Below are 23,071 nucleotides of genomic sequence, written 5' to 3' on the forward strand. Positions count from 1 at the left end.
CCGCTGCCCATGCCCCCTGCACTCCCGCCCATGCCGCTCATCAGAGCGGCGAGCGGATTGCTGCTGTTGCTCTGCGCCGGATGCGACCCGGCCGTCCACGAGGAACCGACGCCCAGGGTCAGGAACACCGCAAGGGCGTTCGGGCGGGCAACAGGGCGTCGGCCGCACTGCTCATCGGCGGGCTCATGTCACCGCCACCACCGCCGAACAGGGAAGCCAGGCCGCCCACCGACCCGCCGTCCCCGGACACATCGGAACAGGCGCTGGCCGAACCGCCGACGGCAATGGCTGTCGGTGCCATGGTCAGCGTGGCGGATGCCAGAGGTTCGACTTCCCCGGACTCCACACGGAAACACCCATCCACTCTACGGAAATGTAGGGCGGAGGGACGTTCGCCTGCCCCGAAGAGAGCGGGATCAGGCGGGTCAGAGCCAGCCTCTGGCGCGGGCGATCCGGACCGCGTCGAGGCGGTTCCTGGCGTCAGTCTTCTGTACGGCGGACAGCAGATGGTTGCGTATGGTTCCGACGGACAGATGGAGGTGGCTCGCCGTCTCCTCGGGGCTCTCGCCCTCGGCCGCCAGGTGGAGGATCTCTGACTCCCGCGGAGTCAGCGGGTTCGGCGTCCGGGCGCTGCCCATGACGGCGACATCGGTGCCGACGACGCGCCGGCCGCAGCTCAGGTGCCTGATCGCCTCGACAAGTTCGTCGACAGAGGCGTCGCCGGATATCACTCCCGCCACGTCGGCATCAAGGGCACGTTGTGTGCCGCCTGTGGAGAGCGCTCCCATGACCAGAAGGATCGCGCTCACGCGGAAGGCCTCACGCGCTTCGCAGAGCTTCTCGAACGCGGCTCTGCTGCCGTCGGCAAAGCAGAGGACCACCACATCGGGACGCAGCCGTCTGCTATCCGGTACGGAGGCGACGTCCTCCGCGTCCCCGAGCACCCGGATACCCGCCCGGGCGGAGATCATGGCAGCGATGCCGCTGCGTGTGAGGGCTCCTTGGGCGAGAATCATTACGTCGATGGTGTCCGGTTCAGCGTCGGCCAGGTCACTGCCAGGCAGCCGGTCCGCAGTCAGCAACGAGGATCTCGCCCCATGCCCCGCGAGGCTCTGCCGACTTGCTCCTCTGTGCGCGATGTTCACGAGAATCCCCCAACTAGACAAAGTCAGGCACGTGCTCGGCCGAGGCCCGTGTCGGACGCTGCCGCCCCTTTGTGTCCGTCGACCGTTGATTGCATCAACTCTTGAGAGCAGCAACAGGAGTTGATGCGATCCACAGGACGCTAAGCCGCCCGTCCTTGCCCGTCAACTCATGTGATCGAGACAGGGCATCGACGTACACACGGGTGTGCAACTACATTGAAGCGAGTACGGAGGTGCGATGTGACTGACGTGGAGGGGGTCGGTGGGCGTTCGCTCGCCGCCAAGTTGAACCACCTTTTTGAGACAGTTGTGCCGGTGGGTCGCGGTCCTTACAGCACAGAAGAGGTCGCACGCGCCATCTCCTCGAGTAGCGTGTCCATCTCCGGCAGCTACATATGGCTGCTCCGCAAGGGACAGCGGGACAACCCCACCCTCAAGCACGTCGAGGGGCTTGCGCGGTTCTTCGGAGTGCCGCCCGCCTACTTCTTTGACGACCGTACGACTGAAGCTGTCGACTCTGAACTGGCGTTGATGGTCGCGCTGCGAGCCGCCGGTGTGCAGCACGTGGCGCTTCGGGCGGCCGGACTCTCTCCCAAGAGCCTCCGGAGCATCAAGGAGATCATCGAGCACGCCCGCGACCTGGAGGGGCTGCCGCGGACGGCCGCGCACGAGTAGCGCGCACACGGCAGCCGACGATGACATCAGGCCATCATCTTCGAGCGGGAGCCCACGGCGGCGGCTACGATCCCAGGGCTCAAATGTTTGTGCGGGCCGATGACTTCCACGGGCTTGGAGGGCGCATGCCGCAGGTGCGGATCCGGGAGCTGTCTCTCCGCAGAGAATGCCGCCGGGCCTTCCCTGCGGGCGAGAGCGGTCGGCGGCAGTAACGGTGTCTGCCCTGCCCCGATTATCCCGCTGGTGGTCCGACCGCAGGAGGTTCAAAAGGCTGCACCGTACCTCCGAAGAGCTCCTCGACCGCCTGGACCTGCCCACCGGAAGTGGCATTTCCACGCTCATCGACCGGCTGAGTCGCCAGCGCGACCGCCCCATTCACGTGATGCCAGCGGCGCTTGGCGCAGGCGAGCCGTGCGGGATATGGCTGGCGACGGAAAGCGTCGACATCATCGTCGTCGAGGCCGACACCACCCCGTTTCACCAGGACCACATCATCGCGCACGAGCTGGCGCACATGCTGTGCGCCCACTCCGACTCACTGAGAGCCGAACCGGAGAGCATGGCGCTCCTCTTTCCCCACCTCGATGTCCAGCGCGTCAACGAGGTCCTGGGCCGGACCACCTATCCCACCGAGGACGAACAAGCGGCGGAAATCGTCGCCTCGTTGATACTGGAGCGGGTCACACGCCCTCCGATGGAGTTCAAATGGGCGGTGCCCTCCGATGACGCGGCCACCGTCGCGCGGATCGACCAGTCGCTGAGGCCGCCGGAGTGAACGGTGTGAAGGGCGTGGTGTTTCCCCTCTGCGCCGCGATATGTCTGCTGGTCTTGCTCTACAAGGTGCGCGACATACGCACCCAGCGTAACGATCCGGCGCTTGTGGCCCTGCTCATCGCGTTCTCCTGCAAGGCGGCGTCCTTCACGCTGTCCACCCCGTCGGTGTCGGCGGCCGTGGACTCCCGCACCGGAATTCCCAATCTGGGCGCGCTCGGCATCCATCTCTTCGGCGGAGTGGCGTCCAGCGCGGCCCTGCTCATCGCGATCGCCTACTGGGTGTATCCACCCGAGGAGGCCCGCCGTAAGGCCTTCTGGCGACTGGCGAGCAGCGGGCTGTGCGCCGCCGTCATGCTGACGATGTGGTTCGTCGCCGGCTCGGCGGGCGGCGGGCGGGCCACCCACTATCTGCTCCAGCAGGCGCATCGGCCGCCGGTCGCCGTCTATCTGCTCGTGTACGTGACCGCCTTCGGCTCCGGAATGGTCGAGATCATCCGGCTGTGTCGGCGCTTCGGGCGCGTGGCGGGGCGTCAGTGGCTGCGCCGGGGGCTGTACACCACCGGGATCGGCGCGGCCGCGTGCCTCGTCTACTGCATTGATCGCGCATCCGCGGTGCTCGCTGTGCAGTTCGGCCTCGATCCGCTGCGCTGGGAGCTGATCACGCCGCTGGCAAACGGCATCGGGATCTTCTTCCTCGCGGTGGGACTGACCATGCCCTCGTGGGGGCCGACCGCCTCGGAGTGGCACCGCAGGGTCCACAACTTCATCAACTACCAGCGGCTGTACGCGCTGTGGCGCGCCCTGACCCAGGCATATCCGCACGTCGTCCTGGAGCCGCAGAGTTCTGCCCCGCTCGTCCGCATCATGCCCCGGAACATCAGTTACCGCCTCTACCGCGAGGTCATCGAGATCCAGGACGGACTCCTTGCCCTGCGGCCCTACATGGATGCGGAGATCACTGCGCGCGCCCGGCAGAGCGCCCGGCAGACGGGCCTGTCGGGAGAGGCCCTCCAAGCGGCGGTGCAGGCCACGGTGGTGCGTCAGGCCCTGCGGGCCAAGTACGCGGACCCCGGGCCGAGGTCCGGAGAAGAGCCGCCCGCCGTGGAGCCGTACGGAAGCAGGAGCGGCGACTACGGTGCGGAAGTGGCGTGGCTGCTCGGCGTGGCCCGGGCCTTCTCGAACCTCCCGTCCGACAGAAGGAGTTCTTCGTGAAACACCGCACGCTCGGCACCCACGGCCCGAGGGTGTCATCCGTGGGGCTCGGCTGCATGGGCATGTCCGTCGCCTATGGAGTGCCGGACATCGCCGAGTCGGAGCGCACCCTGGACCGTGCCCTCGACCTCGGGGTCGACTTCCTCGACACGGCGGACGCGTACGGACGCGGCGTCAACGAGGAGCTCCTGGGCGCCTGGCTGCGCCGCGGGTCCACCGAGCGGAGCCGCGTGGTGCTGGCCACCAAGTTCGGGCTGCGCCACGACCCGGAGTCGGGCCGTGTGGATGGCGTGGACACGTCGGCCGGGTACGTACGGACCGCCTGCCATGCGTCGCTGCGCCGCTTGGGCGTCGACCACATCGACCTCTACTGTGTGCACCGCCGCGATCCCGCGACTCCCATCGAGGAGACGGTCGGCGCGATGGCCGAGCTGGTGGAAAAGGGTGACATCCGGTACCTCGCCCTGAGCGAGGTCGGCACCGACACCCTGCGCCGGGCCCACGCCGTCCACCCCATCAGCGCGGTCCAGCTGGAGTACTCGCTCTTCACCAGGGATGTGGTCGAGGGCGACATGCTGGACACCTGCCGGGAGCTCGGCATCTCGGTGGTGGCGTACTCGCCGCTTGGGCGCGCCCTGCTGACCGGGAGCATCACATCGGTGGACGAGCTGGGCAGCGGGGACAACCGCAGGCGCTGGCCCCGGTTCGCCGAGGAGAACCTGGGGCACAATCTGACGCTGGTGGAGGCCGTGCACCGGGCCGCCGACGAGATCGGCTGCACGGCCGCACAGGCGGCCCTTGCTTGGCTGCTGGCGCAGGGCGACGACATCGTCCCCATCCCCGGTACGAAGAAGCGGTGCTACCTGGAGGAGAACGCGGCGGCCGCCGACGTGACCCTGACGAAGGAGCAATGCGAGCTGCTGCGTAACGCGGTGCCGGACGGCGCGGTGGCTGGCGGCCGTTATCCGGAGCAGGCCATGTCCCGCCTGGGCCACTGACTCCCCGTGGCCATACGGGGGATGTAGCCGATGCGCAACTCCCCATGGATAAACCACGATTGTGCCGCCGAGTAGTGTCCCGGCTGCCCGATCGACCGATCCTGTAGTGGCAGGACGCGTCGGATGAGGGGATACAGCGGCATGGGGTTCAGGGAAAGGACCGCGCAGGGTGGCGCCGCGTGGCGGCGCATCGGCGGTCTGCTCGTCGTGGTGGGGCTACTCCTTCCCGGCATTGGTCCGGCCTCGGCGGATACCGTCGGCCGCGCGCGGACTGCCGACGCCTCCGGCGCGCGCGAGCCCTCGATAGCCGTGCCCTACCGCGTGGATGAGCTGTGGCGGCACGGGATCACGGGCCGCGGCACCACGGTCGCGGTGCTCGTGTCGTACGGCGATCCGGGCCTGGAACGGTTCATGGCGGACTACGACGCGCAGTACGGGCTTCCCGCCGCCGACATCCGGCGGGTCGAACCGTTGGGCAAGCCACCGTCCTGCACCTCCCCCGGCGTCGACACGGAGAGCTGTCAGACCTGGGTGTCGGAGACCCGGCTCGATGTCGCCATGGTCCACTCGCTGGCCCCGCAGGCCCGCATCCTGGTCGCGGCCTCGCCCGTGGACGAGACGCAAGGTGAGAGCGGCATGCCCGAGATGATGAGCGTCCTGGACCACCTCACTCGGCACCGCCTGGCGGACGTGGTGTCCATGAGTTTCGGCTCCGTCGAGCAGAACTTCGCCGACCCCGCGTCCATGCTCGCCTACGGCGCCGCGTTCGACCGGGCCCGCGCGGCGGGGACCACCCTGGTCGCCTCCTCGGGGGACACGGGGGCCAGCGGCCCGCTGCGCGACCACCCCGATCAGCACCACCCCCGGCGCGTAGTGGCCTGGCCCGCGTCCGACCCTCGGGTGACCGCCGTCGGCGGGGTCCTGCTCCACGTCGATCCACAGGGCCACCGCACCTCTCCCGACACACTGTGGCCCAAGTCGGGGGGCCGGGCACTCGTCGCTGTTCGCCCGCCCGGCATGGCAACGCCCGGCTACGGCTGGTGATGTGGCACCCGGCCGTTCGGTTCCGGACATCGCGATGCAGGGAGCGGCCGGCACCTCCCAGTCGGCCCCGCTCTTCGCCGGTGTGCTCGCCCTTGCGGCGCAGCTTCACCACGGGCCGCTGGGCGACATCAACCCCACCCTCTACCGCCTGGGCGCGGCCGGGAGTGCCGCCGGGATCGTCGACGTCACCGAGGGCTCCAACACATACGCCGAAGTCCCCGGGTTCGCCGCGAGCCCGGGCTTCGACACGGCCAGCGGCTGGGGGACGGTCGACGTGCCCCGGTTCGTCCGGGCCCTGGCGCGAGCCGTGACGTGAACCGACCGGTGGGCCGCCCCGCGCCCGCGCTGGGCAAGACCGCGTGATGGTGGCCGTGCTATGACGAGCGGAGCCTTGTTGTGGGTGGCCACCGGTCACCGGGCGTACGTACGGAAGCGAGAGAGCGCACGTGAGTGAGCACGCAGGCGCCGGAGCCGGCCATGACTTAGGCCGGGCCGCACAGCATCGACCGTGGGGCGGCGCCGAACCGCCACCCGCGGAGGGACCCTGGGCGGTGCGCCTCGACGGTGTGCGCAAGGTGCACGGAAGCGGCAGGTCCGCCGTGACGGCACTCGACGGGGTCACCGCGCAACTGCCGTACGGGACGTTCACCGCCGTGATGGGCCCCTCCGGCTCCGGCAAAAGCACCTTCCTGCACTGCGCGTCGGGACTGGACCGCCCCGACCACGGCACCATCGAGATCGGTGGCCGGGACCTGGGCCCGCTGGGCGAGCGGGAGTTGACCGTGCTGCGGCGCGAGCGGATCGGCTTCGTCTTCCAGGGATTCAATCTGCTGCCCGCGCTGACCGCCGAGCAGAACATCACGCTTCCGGTGCGGCTGGCCGGCCGGCGCACCCGGCTCGACCGGCCCTGGCTGGAGCGGCTGCTCGACTACACCGGGCTCAGCGAGCGGCGCGGACACCGGCCGGCCGAACTCTCCGGCGGCCAGCAGCAGCGGGTGGCCGTCGCCCGCGCGCTGATCACCCGCCCCGAGGTGGTCTTCGCCGACGAGCCCACCGGCGCCCTGGACACCACCTCGGCCCGCAAGGTCCTCGAACTGCTCCGCGGACTCGTGGACGATGTCGGCCAGACGGTCCTGATGGTCACCCACGATGCCGTGGCCGCCTCGTACGCCGACGCTGTACTGATCCTGGCGGACGGCAAGGTCACCGAGACCCTGCACGGGGCGTCCGCCGGCACCATCGCCGAGCACATGGCGCGACTGGGGGCCTGAGTCATGCTGTTCCTCCTGGCGTGGTGGTCCATCCGCGCCCGCAAGGTCTCGTTCGCCGGATCCTTTGTGGCCATGCTCTGCGCGCAGACCCTGATCACGGCCTGTGCCGTGCTGCTTGACGCTGGCCAACGGGCCGCGCCGGGGCAGGGCGGCGCGGACGTGGTGTCCTTCGTCGTGCCCTTCGGCTTCATCTGCCTGTTCGTGATGGCCTTCGCGGTCTCGGGCGCCTTCGCCCTGTCCGTCCAGCAGCGGACCAGGGAGGTCGCCCTGCTGCGGGCCGTCGCCGCGACCCCCGGCCAGGTCCGTCGGCTCGTCGCGTACGAGGCGCTGGTCGTGACCGCCGTCGCCGCTGTCCCCGGCTGCGGGCTTGGCCTGCTGCTCGCCGTAGGACTGCGTGCCTGGCTGGTCGCCCAGGGCCTGATCCCCGGTGCCTTTCCTCTCGACTTCGGCCTGGTGAGCATCCTGATCGCCGTGCTGATCTGCTGGGTGACCGCCGAGGTCTCGGTGTGGAGCAGCGGCCGGCGGGCCTCTCGGGTGCGCGCCGTCCAGGCGCTGGGCGAGGCCTCGGTGCCGCGCCGCCGGGTGGGCGTGGCCCGCACCTGCCTCGGGTTCGCGGTCTTGGCCGGGGGTGTCTGGGGGCTCGCGGCGGTCAAAAGTTCGGAGGGCTCCGACGCGGCGAGCACGGCCGGGGTCATGGTCTTGGTTCTGATGACCGCTGTCGGGCTGCTCGGCCCCTGGGTCGGCAAGCTGGCCGGCGCGGTGCTCGGTCTGCTCTGCCAGGTCCTGTTCCCGGTGGTGGGGCTGCTGGTGAAGACCAACCTCACCACGGGCTATCGGCGGCTCGGCGCCGCGGCCACCCCACTGGCCCTCACCGTCGCGTTCGCCGCTGTGGCCCTGTTCGTACCGCAGATGAAGTGGCACGAGCTGTCGCAGCAGGACCGGCAGCGCATGGTGGCCGACCGGATCGTGCAGAGTGCCGGCGACGGACTTCCGGCCTCGGCCGCGTCAACGATCCGCGGCGCGGCGGGGGGTGGCGCCGCGGTCGCCACCACGGGCACCTATGTGACGGTCGTCGACGACTCCGAGTCCGCGCAGCTTGGCCCCAGCGGCAACGCGCAGGCCGTCTCGGACGGACCGCTGGACGAAGTCCTCCATCTGGGTGTCGTCCAGGGGCGGATCGGTCGGCTGGGGGCGCGGGACGTCGCGTTGAGTGAGGACCTGGCCCGGCGCGCCCACGTCCGGGTGGGCGACGAGGTGCGCCTCGCCTTGGAGGACGACCACGTGGAGAAGGTCAGGGTCGCCGCCGTGTACAGCCGCTCCCGCGGATTCGGTGACGCCGTCCTGTCTCAGCGTCTCGCAGCCGGGCACCTGTACCGCAGGCCGCTGCTCCTGGACGCCGTGTACGTACGCGCCCGGCCCGGCCGGGAGCGGCAACTGGCCGACAGCCTCGCGACGCTGCACCGGGCCGAGCCGTCCTGGCAGGTGCTCGACCGCGCCGCCTACCGGGCCGAGGCCCTGCGCCGTCAGGACGCCTCCATGACCGCCACCTATCTGCTCCTCGTGGTGGTGACGGTCTTCACCTCGATCTCGGTCGTGAACACCCTGGTGATGACCACGATGGAACGCTCCGGCGAGTTCGCGCTGCTGCGTCTCGTGGGCGCCACCCGCAGACAGGTCGCCCGCATGATGCGTCTGGAGAACGCGGTGATCGTGCTGGCCGCGCTCCTGGTCGGATCGCTGGTCGCGGGGGTCGTTCTGTCGGTGTTCAGCCAGGCCCTGACCGGCTCGTCGCGCCCGCGCCTCGACGGCGCCACGCTTGCCCTCATCCTGGGCGGCGCGGGCATCCTCGCCCTTACCACCGGCGTGTCCACCACGCGCATCGCCCTGCGCCAGCGCCCGTCCGCCGCGCTGCGCGGAGCCGAGTAGCGGGCGGGCGGCGCAGGCCGGGCAATACCGGGGCCGTCGGCCCGAGCGGTGAGATCCGTTCGGGCCGACGGCCTTTACGCTGCCCGGAAATCCACCCCGCGACAGATCTGTGGACCGGCTCGCTCCCCGCATGTGAAATCCATGTGTGCAATCATGAGGAACACGCTTGTTTGACGTCTCTCACCGATCGAAGATAGTCCCGTCAGCAAAACGCCGGGAGATCCCAGGGGGAATGGTGGACAAGCGCTACGACGTCTACTGTCTGGCAGACCGCTATTTCTACGACCTGTCGGATCGGAAGGCGACCGCCGACGAGCTGGCCAAGGTCGCCTTCGCCGCAGACGCCATCGAACTCCCCTCTGGCTGGACCAAGTTCGCCAAGGGGGACTGGACTGTCTGCAATCCGCCCGAGCAGCAGCTTCCGATGCAGGGATGGAAGATCCACGTCTCGGCCACAGGCGCGAACGCGGATGCCGTGCTGGAATCCGTGTACAGCTACTGCGTACCGCGCGAGATAGCCTTCAAATATCTCTCCGGACGCCACGTGCTGAAGAATCGGAATCTCAAGTACTCCGACCGCGGATCCAGCGGAAAATTCATCACCATCTACCCGTTGGACGAGAAAATCCTGCGGACCACTCTTGAAGAACTCGGCAAGGAGCTCGACGGCCAGGAAGGGCCGTACATCCTGAGCGATTTACGCTGGGGAAACGGTCCTTTGTACGTGCGCTACGGCGGATTCATCGAGCGGCACTGCATATCGGAGACGGGCGCACTCGTCAGTGCCATCGAGGACGACCACGGTGCACTGGTGCCCGACCGTCGCGACCCGGTCTTCCACGTCCCGGCGTGGGTCACCGTGCCGGAGTTCTTCGCCCCCCATGTCGAGGCGCGCAAGAGCGGCAACACGAACGACATCCCCTACACCGTCGAACGGGCCGTGCACTTCTCCAACGCGGGCGGCCTGTACGAGGCCCGTCACCGGGAGAGCGGTCGCAAGGTAATCCTCAAGGAGGCCCGCCCCCACGCAGGGCTGACCATGGATTCGACGGACGCCGTGCACCGCCTGCGCCATGAGCGGGACATCTTGGAGCGACTCGAGGGCGTCACAGGTGTACCCGAACTCATCGACTACTTCGAGTGGGGCGGCCACCACTTCCTGGTGCAGGAGTTCATCGAGGGGCAGCCGCTCAGCAAGACCTTCGCCCTGCGCTACCCGCTCAACGAGGGGGAAACCGACCCCGACGAGGCAGCGCGTTACACCGAGTGGGCCCTGGATGTGTCACGGCAGACCGAGGCCATCGTCGCCGAGATCCACGGGCGCGGCATCGTCTTCGGAGACCTGCACCCCTTCAACATCCTGGTGGGCGAGGACGGCAAAGTCTCGCTGATCGACTACGAGGTGGCGTCGGACGCCGAGGCGGGGGTGAAGCCCAGCCTTGTGAACCCCGCGTTCGCGGCGCCGGCCGATCGCGTCGGATTCGACCATGACCACTACGCGCTCGGCTGTCTGCGGCTCTCGCTGTTCATGCCGCTCACCACCTTGCTCCGACACGACTTCGGGAAGGCACACCACTTCGTCGAGTACATCCGGCAGGTGTTCCCGCTGCCCCCGGGTTATCTCGACGAGGCCGTCGAAAGGATCACCGGGGCCGGCCGGATGCCCACCACGCGTCGTCGGCGGGAGACCGCGCTGGACCGGATACCCCGGATCACCGCCGACCCCGAACAGTGGCCGCGGTTGCGTGACGCGCTCGGCCGGGCCATCGCGTGCAGCGCGACCCCCTCACGCGACGACCGGCTGTTCCCCGGTGACATCGAGCAGTTCCACACCGGGGCCCTGAATCTCCAGCACGGCGCCGCCGGAGTGCTCCTCGCGCTCCTCGACGCCGGGGTCGACTTCCCGCACGAATACCGCACTTGGCTCGCACACCGCGCCCTGACGCCCCGCCCGCAGGACCGACTCGGCCTGTACGACGGCATGCACGGGGTGGCCCACGCCATGATGAGGCTCGGCGACGAGGACACCGCACGCGAACTCCTCGCCGTGTGCCTCAAGGAGAAGTGGGAGATGCTCGGTGCCGACCTCAAAGGCGGTCTGGCCGGCATCGGGCTCAACCTCCTGGCATTCAGCGAGGTGACAGGCGACACCGAGTACCTGCGTGCTGCCGAGCTCATATCCGACCGGCTGGGCACCGCCGACTCCGTCGTCACCACCAGCGGGGGCGCGCACCCCCACGCCGGGCTGATGCGTGGCTCCTCCGGCCCCGCCCTCTTCTTCCTGCGCCTGTACGAGAGGACCGGCGACGGCGAGTACCTGCGGCTGTCCCGCACCGCCCTCGAACAGGATTTGCGCCGCTGCGTCACACGCGACAACGGGATGATGCACGTGAACGAGGGGTGGCGGACCATGCCGTACCTCGCGACCGGCAGCGTCGGCATCGGTCTCGTCCTGGACCAGTACCTCCAGCACGACGCGGACGAACGACTGGTCACTGCCTCGGACGCGATCGCACGCGCCGCCTCGGCCCAGTTCTACATGCAGTCCGACCTGTTCAACGGGCGGGCCGGAATCATCCTGTACCTCGCCGAACGCGGCAGGACGCGCCCCAGTGAGGCCGGGCGCGCCGATCTCGACCGTCAGCTCGGCCTCCTCAATCTGCACGCCCTGTCGTATGAGGACGGCCTCGCCTTCCCCGGCGAGATGCTCATGCGGTTGTCCATGGACCTGGCGACTGGAAACGCGGGTGTACTCACCGCCCTTGCGGTGGCCCTGGGCCGGGAACACCCCGGACTCCCCTTGCTGTCCGCCGCCCGCCCGAGTGGCACTCCCAAGACTTCCCGCCCGGTCCACGGGCGGGGCGGCACGAATCGATCCACGAAGGGAGGTGAACACGATGGCAATGCTCGATCTTCAGGGACTTGAGCTGCCCGAGGGCGACACCATGGCGCCCATGAGCAGCGTGAGCAACAACTGCAGCAACTCCAGCTACATCTTCTGCTGACTCCGAGTCGGCCCACGGCCGCACGGGGCGTGACGACGAGAGACGAACCGAGGGGAGGGAAAACCCATGGCGATCCTCGACCTTCAGGGACTTGAGCTGCCGGACACGTCCGCGCAGCCCCTGGGCAGCTCGAACAGCGCGACCTGCTCCAGCCACAGCTGGGTGTTCTGCTGAGGCTGATCGAGATGTCCGTCCGGGTGAACGGCGGCCCACCGTGACCGCTGCCCGGGCTTCTGGCAGCGCCTCGGGGAGACAAGAGGTCCCCCGAGGCGCTGGCCACATCAGGGGCCGGTGCACGGCCCCCGCGAGCCGCACGAGTGAGGTGGAGGCAAGTGGTGGGTGGTACGGGAACACGACTGCTGCGCACCGCGGCGCGCGCCCAGGCCGCCGGCGCGGCCGTGCTCGTCGCCACCGGGTGTGTGAGCGCCGCCGCCCAGCTCGCCCTGCCGGCCGTGCTGGGCAAGGCGGTCGACGCACTCATCGGAGGCGTCGGCTTCGGCCGGTGGCTGGCGGCGTGCTTGGCCCTGGTGGTCGTCTACGTGGCGTTCGAGGCGTACAGCGACTACCGGGCCGGCGTGGTGCAGGCGCGCTCCGCGCTCTTCTTCCGGCGGACGGCCGCCGGCCGGCTCGTGGGCGCGGGCCCGCGCGTCCGGACCGACGGAGGGTCGGGCAGCTTCGCGGCCTGCATCCTGGAAAGCGCGGCTGCGGCCGCCACGGGGACCAACGCGGCGGTGTGGCTGGCGCTTTCCCTGCTTCCGGCGCTGGTGAGCCTGTTCATGTTGTGGTGGACGGACGTGTGGATCGGGCTCGTCTTCAGCTGTGGCCTGCCCGTCGTCGCCTGGTGTCTCAGGTCGTTTGCCGTCGACAGCTCGCTCCTGGTCACCCGCTACCTGGAGGAGCAGAGCACGGTGTCGAGCCGGCTCGCGGAGGCGCTCGGCGGCGCCCGCACCATCGCCGCGTCCCACACTCTGGAGCGCGAAGTGGCCCGCGTGGTGGAGCCGCTGCCGCGGCTGCGCCGCAGCGGGGACGCGCTCTGGCGGCTCCAGGCCAAGGTCACCGTACAGAGCAATGTGCTCTTCCCCCTCCTGAACATTGCCGTCCTGGCCACCGCCGGGCTCGAACTCGGCCGCGGCCGCATCTCCTCCGGGCAACTGCTGGCCGCATCGGAGTACGCGGCCATGGGCACCGGCCTCGGCATGACCGTGCTGTTCGTCAACCAGCTCGCCCGTGCGCGGTCCGGGGCGGAACAGCTGGAGACATACGCGGCGCTGCCGCCCATGGAGTACGGCGCGGCGGAACTGCCCGGGTCCGCCCCTTCCACGGGCCTGGGCGTCGAGCTCAGGGACGTGACCGTGCGGCGTGCCGGGCGCACCGTACTGTCGGGCGTCGACATCGCCGTGCCGCCCGGGGGGATGGTGGCGCTTGTCGGGCGGTCGGGATCGGGAAAGTCCACGGTGGCGGCGCTCATGGGCCGCCTCTTCGACCCCGACCGCGGCTCCGTGCTCCTCGGAGGTGTGCCCGCCCGGACGCTGTCGAGGGCGGCGCTGCGACGCTCGGTCGTCTTCGCTTTCGAGCGGCCCGAGCTGATCGGTGACGACATCGCGGACACCATCGTGGCCGGTGCGCCGAACGCGACGCTCGACGACGTGGTCCGCGCCGCCGGGCTCGCCCGCGCCGCGTCCTTCATCGAGAAGACGCCGGACGGATACCGTACCGGCGTCGAGTCCTTGGTCCTGTCAGGCGGCGAGATGCAGCGGCTCGGCCTGGCCCGGGCCTTCGTACGGCCCGCCCGGCTCGTGCTGCTCGACGACGCCACATCGAGCCTGGACATGGCGACGGAATATGAGATCGACCGGGCGCTGGCCGCCGACACCTCGGGGGCGACGCGGGTGATCGTCGCCCACCGGGCCTCCAGTGCGGCCCGCGCCGATACGGTGGTCTGGCTTGATGCCGGGCAGGTACGCGCAACCGGAACGCACGGCGAGCTGTGGGCGCTGCCCGGCTACAGGGCAATATTCCAGGAACCGCCCGAGCCCCGCGCCCCCCTGGACGCGGTGGGAGCGACCCGATGAGCCCCGCCGGGAGCCGCACCGCTGCGCGGTACCTGCGGCAAAGGCTGCGCGGTGACGGCCGCAGGCTGATCCGCGTCCTTGTGTGGACGGGCGTTGAGTCCCTGCCCGCCTTCGTGGCCGGGCGCGCCGTGGCTCTGGCCGTCGACCGGGGGTTTCTGGCCGGTGAACCACTGGTGGGAGTCGGGTGGTTGGTCCTGCTCGCCGTGGTCTCGGCGGTGGGTGCGTTCGGGGCTCGCGGAGCGCTCCTGAGCACCGCGGCTATCGTCGAGCCCCTGCGGGACGCGCTGGTGACCCGCACGGTGGAGGCCACGCTGCGGCACGCGCTGATCAGCGGCCGCATGGAGCAGGACCGGTCGGGCGTCGCACGGCTCACCCGCCAGGTCGAGATCGTGCGGGAAGCGGCGGGCAGCCTGCTGGCGGTGGTGTGCCGCTTCGCCTTCTCCTTCATCGGCGTGTGCGTCGGCACCCTCACCCTGGAGCCGACGGCCGCCCTGCTGGTCTTCGCCCCCGTGGCCGTCGGCGTCGGCTGCTACCTGGTGTCCCTGCGCAGTGTGGTGCGCGCCCAGATGCGCAGCACACTGGCGACCGAGTCCCTCGCACATGAGGCCTGGCGGCTCTCCGCGGGACTGCGGGACATCACGGCGTACGGCCTGGAGGAAGCGGCTCTGCGGCGGCTCGACGACGCGGCGAAGGAGAACCTGCGCGCGGAGACCGCGCTCGCCCGCCTGACCGCGCTGCGCACCCTCGCCCTCGGAGCGGGCGGCTGGGTGCCGCTGGTCCTGGTCCTGATGTGGGCCCGGTGGGGCGGCCAGGGCATGAGCGCGGGCACGGTCCTGGGCGTACTGACCTACATCGCGCAGAACCTGCGCCCGGCGGTGCAGACCCTGGTCCAGGGCGTGGGCACCACGGGCATCAGGCTGTTCGTCACGCTCGGGCGGCTGCTGGATCCTCTGAGCTCGCGGCCGGGCGGCGCCGGGTCGGTGCCCGCACCGGCTGTCCCCGCCTCCGCGTCCTCCACCAGAGTCGGGAAGGAAGATTCCGGGGTCGAGGTGGTCCTGGACTCGGTGTCCTTCTCTTATCCGGGGAGTGAGAACGACATCCTCAGCGGCATTGACCTGCGCGTGGCGCCCGGCGAGCACATCGCGGTCGTGGGCCCCAGCGGCATCGGCAAGTCAACACTGGCTTCCCTGCTGGCTGGCACGCACAGACCCACCCGCGGCCGGGTCCTCCTCGACGGCGTCGACCTCACCTCGCTCGCACCCGGCCGGCAGGCCACGCTGCGGGTCTATCTGCCCCAGGAGGCGTACGTCTTCACCGGGACGCTCCGGGAGAACCTCGGCTACCTGGCAGACGATCGGGCGGACGACCGTCGGATCGACCGCGCGGTCACGGAGTTCGGCTTGGCGGACCTGGTGTCCACGACCGGCGGCTACGACGGTCTCGTGGATCCCGGTGCCCTCTCAGCCGGCCAGTGCCAGTTGATCGCCCTGGCACGTGCCTACCTGTCGCCGGCCCGGCTGATCGTGCTCGACGAGGCGACGTGCCATATGGACTCAGCGGCGGAGGCCCGCGCAGAGGAGGCGATGCGTGAGCGCCCCGGCACCTTGGTCGTCATCGCCCACCGGATCAGCTCGGCCCGGGCTGCGGACCGGGTGATGGTGCTGGACGGCGGGGCCCCGCGGATCGGGAGCCACGACCGGATGCTCGCGGAGTCCGATCTCTACCGCGATCTCGTCGGACTGTGGACTGCGAAGAGCGCCGCCCCTTGACCCGCGGAGATGTTCCTGACCGATACGGCCGCCGGAGGCGCTGTGGGCGTCTCGCGTTCTGTTCAGCCGCCCCCTCCGCCACCACCGCCGCCTCCGCAGCCACCACCGCCGCCTCCTCCTCCGCCTCCGCAGGACGAGCTGCCGCCGCAGGAGGAGCCGCCGCCGCATGAGGAGCCTCCGCCGCAGGAGGACCCGCCGCCGCCTCCGGCCCACCAGCCGCCGGAGCCGCGGCGGCGTCGGTTGCCACCGAGGGGGCTGTCCCTCGATCCGGTCTTGGACGCTTTCGCGAAGAGCATGATGATCACCACGAACGGCACGGCGATCAACACCGCCTTGAGCAGGGAACTCATCGAGTCCTCACCTTCCTTAGCTGGTCACCGTCGTAGACGAGTGAGGGAAGGCCGGTGGTTCGCCGCGACGTGGGGCCGTTGCGTGAAGGGTGCAACGGAGCTGTGGCGGTCAGGCGCCCTTCAGATGGCGCATCAGGCGCTCGAAGTCCTGCCAGCCCGAGAGGTCCGACGGGTCGCCCGGGAGGGGGTAGTAGAGGGCGGGGCGGGTGGCGGGGCCGAGTTGGACCGGGGCGTCGGCCAGGGGGGTGCGGCGGGCGCGGTCGCCGGGGAGTTGGCGGACTTCCTCCGCGCCGAGGACGAAGGCCAGCGGGACGCCGGGCCCCTCGAAGCGCGGGGGGACGGCCAAGTCCCGGCGGGCGTTGCGGAGCTGGACGAGCATCGACTGGAGGTGGTGGCGGGTGGCCAGGATCTCGGCGGTCCGGGGGAGGGCGTCCAGCGGCGGCTCTTCGTCGGGGCCGTAGCCGAAGGCCAGGGTGACGTCCTCCTCGACGCCCGCCGTCGTACGGCTGATGCGGACCGTGGCCAGGCCGGGGCGGGCGGGGGTGCCGACGACCACGAGCCAGGTGGGGTCGGGGGAGCGGTCGTGGGCCAGGTCGGTCAGCTGGCGCAGCGACCAGGGGAGGTTGGCGGGTTCGGCCGTGCCCCAGCCCGCCGGGGGTTCGCCGGTGAGTTCGCGCCAGACGGATTCCAGGGCGCCGCCGAGGACGAGGCGGTCGTCGGCGGGGTGGACGGTGCGGTAGGAGACGGCCAGTTGGCGCTCGCCGGTGTGCGCGACCTCCTGATAGGAGGCGGCCACCGGGGTGCGCGGGTCGTCGGGGGTCGCCTCGGCGGACTCGACGGTGGCGAACAGGCCGTTCTGCCAGGCCAGTACGGCGCCGGACAGGCCGTCGTAGTAACCCTCCCGCTCGTCCTGTACGACCCAGCGCGACGGCCAGCCGCTGAGGCTGTTGCGGACGGCGGGGGAGAGGACGGCGCCCGGGGAGGTGACGATCTGGAGGCCCAGTTCGGCCTGGCCCGCGGCCCGGTAGGCATCCGAGAGCCACGCCGTCATGGAGACTACGGGGCGGTCCTGGATGACGACCGCGACCTTGTCGGTGAGGACGTCGACGGCGGGCTGCGCCGCGGCGGGCGTGGGCGCGACGCTCACGCCGTCGGTCTTCACCACGGCGAGGGAGCGCGCGGCCTCCGGCGGCCACGCGGAGCCGCCGGTCAGGGAGATGAGCCGGGCGGCGAAGGCGCCCGCGAGCCGCTCGGCTTCCTCGACGCCGGTGGTGGCCCGGACCTCCGTCCACCAGAACGGAACCGGGGGCGCGGCGGCCCCGAGCAGCCGTTCGGCCTCGCCCGCGACCTGTACGAGCACCGGTGCCTCGACCGCGACGAGGGGACGGCCCTCCGCGTCGCAGAGCTGTACGACGGCGTCTTCACCCGTTGTCCCGACCAGCTTGTCGGGGCCTCCGGCGAGCAGCCCCGCGAGGACGCTCAGCGGGTCGGGCATGTTCGGGGTGAGGGCGATGACGTCCTTGGTCATGGGTCCTGTCCGGTCCTTCGTGGTCCGTGGTGTGGTCCGTAGCGTCGTCCGGGGAAGCCTCGATGGCGTGCGTGCGTGCGTGCGGGCGGGCGCCTGTGTGAACGCCCCCCGCGTCCTCACCCGTCCGTGTACACCGTCTGGATCAGGCGGTTCGGGCGGCCCCTGCGGATGAACACACCGCGCCCGGCCGGCTGCTGGCCCGCGTACACGCCGGGGAACAGCTGGCCCTCGCTGCGGTCGCCCGACATGAGGACGGCCGACGCCCCCGACTCGCGCAGGCCCAGCATCAGCGGCTCGTACATGCCGCGTGAGGCGCCCGCGACGCGGCGGGTCACGACGAAGTGGAGGCCGATGTCGACCGCCGAGGGGATGTACGGCAGGAAGGGCGTGAGCGGCGCCTGCCCCGCGGTGGTCAGTACGTCGTAGTCGTCGACCAGGACCACGATCCGCGGACCGCTGCCCCAGCTGCCCGGCTCCAGGTCCTCGGTGTCCGCGCTTTCGTCGGGCAGCCGCTTCTCCAGCTCGGTCGCGATACCGGTGGCGAGGCCCGCGCACATCTTGGCGTTGTACGCGTAACCGCCGCGGAACTCCTCGGGGATCGCGCCGCGCAGGCTGCGCCGCGGGTCCATGACGGCGAAGACCAGGTCGTCCTCGCCGTAGCGTTCGATGAGGCCCTGGGAGACGGTCTTGAGCAGGTTCGTCTTGCCGCATTCGCTGTCGCCCAGCACCAGCAGATGCTGGTCGTACTCGAACAGGTCGAGCAGGACGGGAGCGAGCGCCGTCTGGTCCAGGCCGATCGGCACCTGCTTCGGCTCGGCGACCAGCCCGGGCAGCAGATGCGGTTCCAGGACGCGCGGCAGGACCCGTACCGGCTGGGCCACTTCACCGCTCCAGGTGGCCCGGACGGTGCGGGCGGTGCGCTCCAGGACCGACCCCAGCGCCGAGGCGTCGGCGAGCCCGTCCGTGCGGGGCAGCGCGATCTGTGCGAACTGCTTGCCGTCGGTGAGGACGCGGCCGGGCTCGTCGGGCGACAGGGTCTGGGCGAGCTTGCGGTCGATGCTGGACTCGCTGGGGTCGTTCAGGCGCAGCTCGACGCGGGTGCCGAAGTTCGACTGGGCCGCGATGCGGACGTCGTTCCAGCGGAGCATGCCCGCGACCACGTGGATGCCGTAGCCGCTGCCGCGCTTGAGGATGTCCACGACGGCGTCGTCCAGCTCCTCGAAGTCGTCGCGCAGCGCGCCGAAGCCGTCGATGATGAACACGATCTCGGCCGAGGCCAGCTGGGGCAGCCGGCCCGCCGCGTGCAGGGTGCGCAACTGCTCGACGGAGTCGATGCCGTGCAGGCGGAAGAGGTCCTCGCGGGCCGCGAGCATGTTCCGCACCTCTTCGACGGTGCGCCCGGCGCGCTCGCGGTCGGCGCGGCCCGCCACGCCACCGACGTGCGGCAGGTCCGACAGCGCCTGCAGGCCGCCGCCCACCAGGTCGAGGCCGTAGACGCCGATCTCCTGCGGGGTGTGGGTCAGCGCGATCGACAGCGCGAGGGTGCGCAGCAGGGTCGTCTTGCCGGACTGCGGGCCGCCGATGACGGCGGCGTGGCCGCCCGCCACCGTGAGGTCCAGATACCACTGGCCCTGCCACTGCTTGGTGGGGTCGTCGAGCAGGCCGAGCGGGATCTGCAGCGGGCCGCGGCGGGTGGCGAGCTGCATGCCGCGGGCGCCGACCTCCACCGGGCCCGCGGCCTTGTCCAGGGCGATCGCCTCGGGCAGCGGGGGCAGCCAGATGCGCCGGACCGGCGCTGCGGCGTTCTCCAGCTGTCCGACGACGACGTTCATCTCGGTGGGGCCGGTCTCGCGGCGCCGCATCGACGGTCCCTCGCCCGAGGTCTCCGGCTTGGCGAGGGTGTTGAACGCGTCGTACTCCAGGGCGAGCGGACCGGTGTCCTCCTTCTCGGCGCGCTGCACCGGGCCGTGGTAGGCGCCGGACACATAGCTCGCCTTGAAGCGCTCGTAGTGCGTGGTGTCGACCTTGAGGTAACCGAAGCCGGGCAGCGGCGGCAGATGGAAGGCGTCCGTGGTGTCCAGGACCGTGCGGGACTCGTCGGCGGAGAAGGTGCGCAGGCCGAGCCGGTACGAGAGGTAGGTGTCCAGCCCCTTGAGCTTGCCGCCCTCGATGCGCTGGCTGGAGAGCAGCAGGTGCACACCGATGGAGCGGCCGATGCGCCCGATGGACAGGAACAGGTCGATGAAGTCCGGCTTGGCGGTGAGCAGTTCACCGAACTCGTCGATGACCACGAACAGATGCGGCAGCGGGTCGAGGTCGGGGCGCTTCTCGGCGCGCAGCGTGGCGTAGTCACCGATGTCGGCGACGTTGCCCGCGTCCTTGAGCACCTGCTGACGGCGCTTGACCTCACCGGCCAGCGAGGCGTGGACGCGCTCCACGAGACCGGCCTGGTTCTCCAGGTTGGTGATGACACCGGCCACATGCGGCAGGTTCGCGAACGGCGCGAAGGTCGCACCGCCCTTGTAGTCGACGAGGACCATCGCGAGGTCCTCCGGCGGGTGCGTGGCGACCAGGGCGAGGACGAGGGTGCGCAGCAGCTCCGACTTGCCGGAACCGGTGGCGCCGACGCACAGCCCGTGCGGGCCCATGCCCAGCTCGGACGACTCCTTGAGGTCGAGGAGCACCGGCTCGTGGGAGTCGCTGATACCGATCGGCACGCGCAGGAAGGCGCGTTCGCCGCGCGAGGCCCACTGGCGGGAGAGGTCGAGATCCGCCACGTCGTCGATGCCGAGCAGCCCGGCGAAGTCGACGGGGCCGGTCAGGGGGGCGTCGACGAGCGACTCGGCGGAGAGCCGCATCGGCGCGATCATGCGGGCCAGGCCCTCGGCGAACGGGATGCTGACCTCGTCCACGGTGCCATGGGCGTTGACCGGTTCCGGCCCGCGCAGGTCCTCGATGACCACCCGGCCGCCGTCGACGGTGATCCGGACGCTGACGTGCCCGGGCTCCTGGACCCGCTCCTGGAGCAGATGCAGGACGGTGACGCCCATGTCGCGCAGGCCGACCGCGTCGTCGGGGCGCGGCAGGTCCACGGCGTCCTCGCCGTGCCCGTCGGAGACGACGACCAGGCGGGACGACATGGCCAGGGCGTCCTTGTCGGACAGCCCCCGGCGCACCTCGGCCGCGTACGAGGCGCGGCGGCGCAGCTCAGCGCCGATCTGCTGGGCGAGCTGGGGCGGTGAGGGGGCGATACGGCGGGCGGCGACGGGGCCGTCGAGCTGGTCGGGATCGAGGAGGTGCGGCATCCACTTCGCCCACTCCCAGTCGCCGAGCCGCTCGCCGGGCACGGCGAGGGCCAGGCCCACGTCGTCCGGCGCGTGGGTGGCGGCGGTCTGGACGAGAAGGGCGCGGACGACGCGCAGGCAGTCCTCGCGCGGGCCGATGACGCTGACGTTGCCGACCCGGTCCAGGGGCGCGGTGAGCGGGAGTTCGGTGCCGGTGCGGAAACGGCCCCGGAGCGCCGACGCCTCGTTGAGCATGAACTGGTCGGGCGGAGTGAGGACCGACGAGCTCTGCTGGGCGATGTTCAGGTCGCGTACGGGTATCTCGCCGGTGCCGATGCGCACGCTCAGGAAGTCCCCGTCGACGCGGCGGCGCTCCCACAGCCGGGCCGGATCGCGCACGATGTCGTACAGGGCGTCGGGCGGCGGGTTGAGGACACCGGCCTGTTCACGCCGCTCGCGCTCCTCGCCGGACAGCTCCTCGCGCAGGTCCTCCAGATAGCTGAGGTACGCCTCGCGCTGGGTGCGGCGGGTGCGCTGTGCCTTGCCGCGCTGGGAGAAGACGAGCCCCAGGGAGCCGATGAGGGTGACGACGACGATGATCGCTCCGAGCCCGGCGAACTGGCTGTTGCGTACGACGGTCATCATCACGACGGACGACAGGACACCCGCGACGGGCAGCAGCGACATCGCGATGTTGCCCGTCTTCCCCTCGGGGAGGTTGGGCGGGGCCTCGATCGTCCGCGCCTCGGGCGGCGCGGCGGGCCGGGTGGTTCTGGCCGGGCGGTGGATCAGTCGGGTGCTCATCGTCGTCCGTCACTCACGGTCGGGCTCGGCATCGGGATCAGTGGCGCTGCTGGGAGAGCCGGAACACGTCCGCGGCGATACGGGTGGCGGCATCCCTGGTCGAGCGGGCGAGGAGTTCGCTGTGGATCGCGCCGCCGGACGCCAGATGGCGGTCGTACGGCAGCACCTGGACGGTCGCTCCGGTGGACGTGAGCTTCCGGGCGGCCTTGCCGAGGTCGAGGCCCGAGTGCGGCACGAGTTCGCTGAGCACGACGACCGTTCCGGCGATCACATGCGGGGGCAGCCCCTGCATCCATTGCAGCACCGAATGGGTGCTGGTGATGCCCTCCAGCGTGGCGGGAGCGGTCAGGATGCGGGACTGAGCGGCGGAGAGGGCGACCCGGGCGACCTCCGCGGGCAGCGTCTCGCAGTCGACGACGGTGACGCCGAAGTAGCGCCGCAGCGTCACCATGACCTGCTCGTACGCCCTGGTCTCCAGCATCGCGCCGATCTGGCCCTGGCTGCCGGGCAGCAGCCAGGCGTTGTTGGGGAGCTGGACGAGATAGCCGGTGACGTCGAGCAGCGACATCTGCGGTTCGAGGATGCCCGCCACGTCGCCGGTGGTCCAGCGCAGCGTCTCGGCGCCGAGCCGGATGGGGAGCGAGCCGAGCGACGGGTCGGCCTCCACCACGAGCACCGGGTCCTGCCGGTAGTGCGCGTACGTCATGCCGAGCAGCGCGGCGACCGTCGACTTGCCCGCGCCGCCCCGGATGGAGGTGACCGCGATCTGCCGACCGGTCGTCACGGGCTGCTGGAGGACTTCGGCGGTGGCGGTGGCGTCGGCGACCTCGCGCGCGGCCGAGGAGGAGACGGTACGGCGCAGGGAGCGCCCGATCCGCGCGGCGAAGGGCTCGCCGTGCCGCGGCTTGCGCCCGGTGACGGCGAGGTCGTCGGCCACCACGGGCCGGGAGTCGGGGGTACGCGGCCGGGGGCGCGCCCCCGGGGGGTAGCCGGTCCGGGTGTCCGGCGGCGGCTGGTGTGCGGGTGGCGTGGCGTACCCGGGAGGAGCCGCCTCGTGAGCCGGGGCGGCCTGGGCGGTGCCTTGTGCGTCGTGCATGCCCGGTGTGCCCTGCATGCCCTGCGTGCCCTGCTGCGGCGCGCCCTGTGGGGCGGCGCCGTCCCGCAGGGAACGCAGCACATCGCCCTGCCAGTTGTCTCCGTTGGCCATGTCAGCC

The 23,071-nt window shown here is 70.8% G+C and carries 18 protein-coding genes; 13 read left to right on the forward strand and 5 right to left on the reverse strand.

The genetic code is table 11. From position 1 onward, the window contains the following. Window positions 1-425: 425 nt before the first annotated feature. Complete coding sequence (locus ACZ59A_RS21265) at window positions 426-1,082, reverse strand: response regulator transcription factor (protein ID WP_470960666.1); 657 nt, start codon at window positions 1,080-1,082, stop codon at window positions 426-428. Between the two features lie 303 nt (window positions 1,083-1,385). On the opposite strand from ACZ59A_RS21265, the gene ACZ59A_RS21270 reads away from it, so the two are divergent. The 13 genes from ACZ59A_RS21270 (at window position 1,386) to ACZ59A_RS21330 (ending at window position 15,891) form a co-directional block, all read left to right on the forward strand. Continuing rightward, window positions 1,386-1,820: an XRE family transcriptional regulator gene (locus ACZ59A_RS21270; RefSeq protein ID WP_470960667.1), complete on the forward strand. Its 435-nt coding sequence runs from the start codon at window positions 1,386-1,388 to the stop codon at window positions 1,818-1,820. Between the two features lie 214 nt (window positions 1,821-2,034). After that, window positions 2,035-2,595: a hypothetical protein gene (locus ACZ59A_RS21275; RefSeq protein WP_470960668.1), complete on the forward strand. Its 561-nt coding sequence runs from the start codon at window positions 2,035-2,037 to the stop codon at window positions 2,593-2,595. Window positions 2,596-2,609: 14 nt separating this feature from the next. After that, window positions 2,610-3,806, forward strand: a complete 1,197-nt coding sequence (locus ACZ59A_RS21280; protein WP_470960669.1) for an MAB_1171c family putative transporter — start codon at window positions 2,610-2,612, stop codon at window positions 3,804-3,806. Continuing rightward, window positions 3,803-4,804, forward strand: coding sequence for an aldo/keto reductase (locus tag ACZ59A_RS21285; protein WP_470960670.1), 1,002 nt, complete (start codon window positions 3,803-3,805; stop codon window positions 4,802-4,804). The genes ACZ59A_RS21280 and ACZ59A_RS21285 overlap by 4 nt, the downstream gene beginning before the upstream one ends. Before the next feature lie 141 nt (window positions 4,805-4,945). Beyond that, complete coding sequence (locus ACZ59A_RS21290) at window positions 4,946-5,848, forward strand: S8 family serine peptidase (protein WP_470960671.1); 903 nt, start codon at window positions 4,946-4,948, stop codon at window positions 5,846-5,848. A 1-nt stretch (window position 5,849) separates the two neighbouring features. After that, window positions 5,850-6,164 carry a hypothetical protein gene (locus tag ACZ59A_RS21295; RefSeq protein ID WP_470960672.1) on the forward strand — a complete coding sequence of 105 codons (315 nt, stop codon included), beginning with the start codon at window positions 5,850-5,852 and terminating at the stop codon, window positions 6,162-6,164. Window positions 6,165-6,399: 235 nt separating this feature from the next. After that, entirely contained in the window at window positions 6,400-7,119 is a 720-nt protein-coding gene (locus tag ACZ59A_RS21300) for an ABC transporter ATP-binding protein (RefSeq protein WP_470960673.1), read from the forward strand. 3 nt (window positions 7,120-7,122) lie between these two features. Beyond that, window positions 7,123-9,045 carry an ABC transporter permease gene (locus ACZ59A_RS21305; RefSeq protein WP_470960674.1) on the forward strand — a complete coding sequence of 641 codons (1,923 nt, stop codon included), beginning with the start codon at window positions 7,123-7,125 and terminating at the stop codon, window positions 9,043-9,045. 232 nt (window positions 9,046-9,277) lie between these two features. After that, a complete protein-coding gene (gene lanKC / locus ACZ59A_RS21310; RefSeq protein WP_470960675.1) occupies window positions 9,278-11,971 on the forward strand; it encodes a class III lanthionine synthetase LanKC in 2,694 nt (897 codons plus the stop codon). Continuing rightward, window positions 11,943-12,050 (forward strand): SapB/AmfS family lanthipeptide, encoded by a 108-nt coding sequence (locus ACZ59A_RS21315; protein WP_470960676.1) that lies wholly within the window; start codon window positions 11,943-11,945, stop codon window positions 12,048-12,050. The genes lanKC and ACZ59A_RS21315 overlap by 29 nt, the downstream gene beginning before the upstream one ends. 66 nt (window positions 12,051-12,116) lie before the next feature. Further along, on the forward strand, window positions 12,117-12,224 hold the full coding sequence (locus ACZ59A_RS21320) for a SapB/AmfS family lanthipeptide (protein WP_360349727.1): 108 nt from the start codon (window positions 12,117-12,119) through the stop codon (window positions 12,222-12,224). Window positions 12,225-12,382: 158 nt separating this feature from the next. Then, window positions 12,383-14,122, forward strand: a complete 1,740-nt coding sequence (locus tag ACZ59A_RS21325) for an ABC transporter ATP-binding protein (RefSeq protein WP_470960677.1) — start codon at window positions 12,383-12,385, stop codon at window positions 14,120-14,122. After that, window positions 14,119-15,891 (forward strand): ATP-binding cassette domain-containing protein, encoded by a 1,773-nt coding sequence (locus ACZ59A_RS21330; RefSeq protein ID WP_470960678.1) that lies wholly within the window; start codon window positions 14,119-14,121, stop codon window positions 15,889-15,891. The genes ACZ59A_RS21325 and ACZ59A_RS21330 overlap by 4 nt, the downstream gene beginning before the upstream one ends. 62 nt (window positions 15,892-15,953) lie before the next feature. On the opposite strand, the gene ACZ59A_RS21335 is transcribed toward ACZ59A_RS21330, so the two are convergent. The 4 genes from ACZ59A_RS21335 to ACZ59A_RS21350 form a co-directional block, all read right to left on the reverse strand. Beyond that, window positions 15,954-16,241, reverse strand: a complete 288-nt coding sequence (locus ACZ59A_RS21335; protein WP_470960679.1) for a hypothetical protein — start codon at window positions 16,239-16,241, stop codon at window positions 15,954-15,956. Between the two features lie 109 nt (window positions 16,242-16,350). Next, on the reverse strand, window positions 16,351-17,769 hold the full coding sequence (locus tag ACZ59A_RS21340; RefSeq protein WP_470960680.1) for a DUF6177 family protein: 1,419 nt from the start codon (window positions 17,767-17,769) through the stop codon (window positions 16,351-16,353). Window positions 17,770-17,885: 116 nt separating this feature from the next. Further along, on the reverse strand, window positions 17,886-21,857 hold the full coding sequence (gene eccCa, locus ACZ59A_RS21345; RefSeq protein WP_470960681.1) for a type VII secretion protein EccCa: 3,972 nt from the start codon (window positions 21,855-21,857) through the stop codon (window positions 17,886-17,888). Window positions 21,858-21,894: 37 nt separating this feature from the next. Continuing rightward, a complete protein-coding gene (locus ACZ59A_RS21350; RefSeq protein WP_470960682.1) occupies window positions 21,895-23,064 on the reverse strand; it encodes a MinD/ParA family ATP-binding protein in 1,170 nt (389 codons plus the stop codon). Window positions 23,065-23,071 lie beyond the last annotated feature (7 nt).

It is taken from the genome of Streptomyces sp. NPDC040405, from assembly GCF_055595765.1.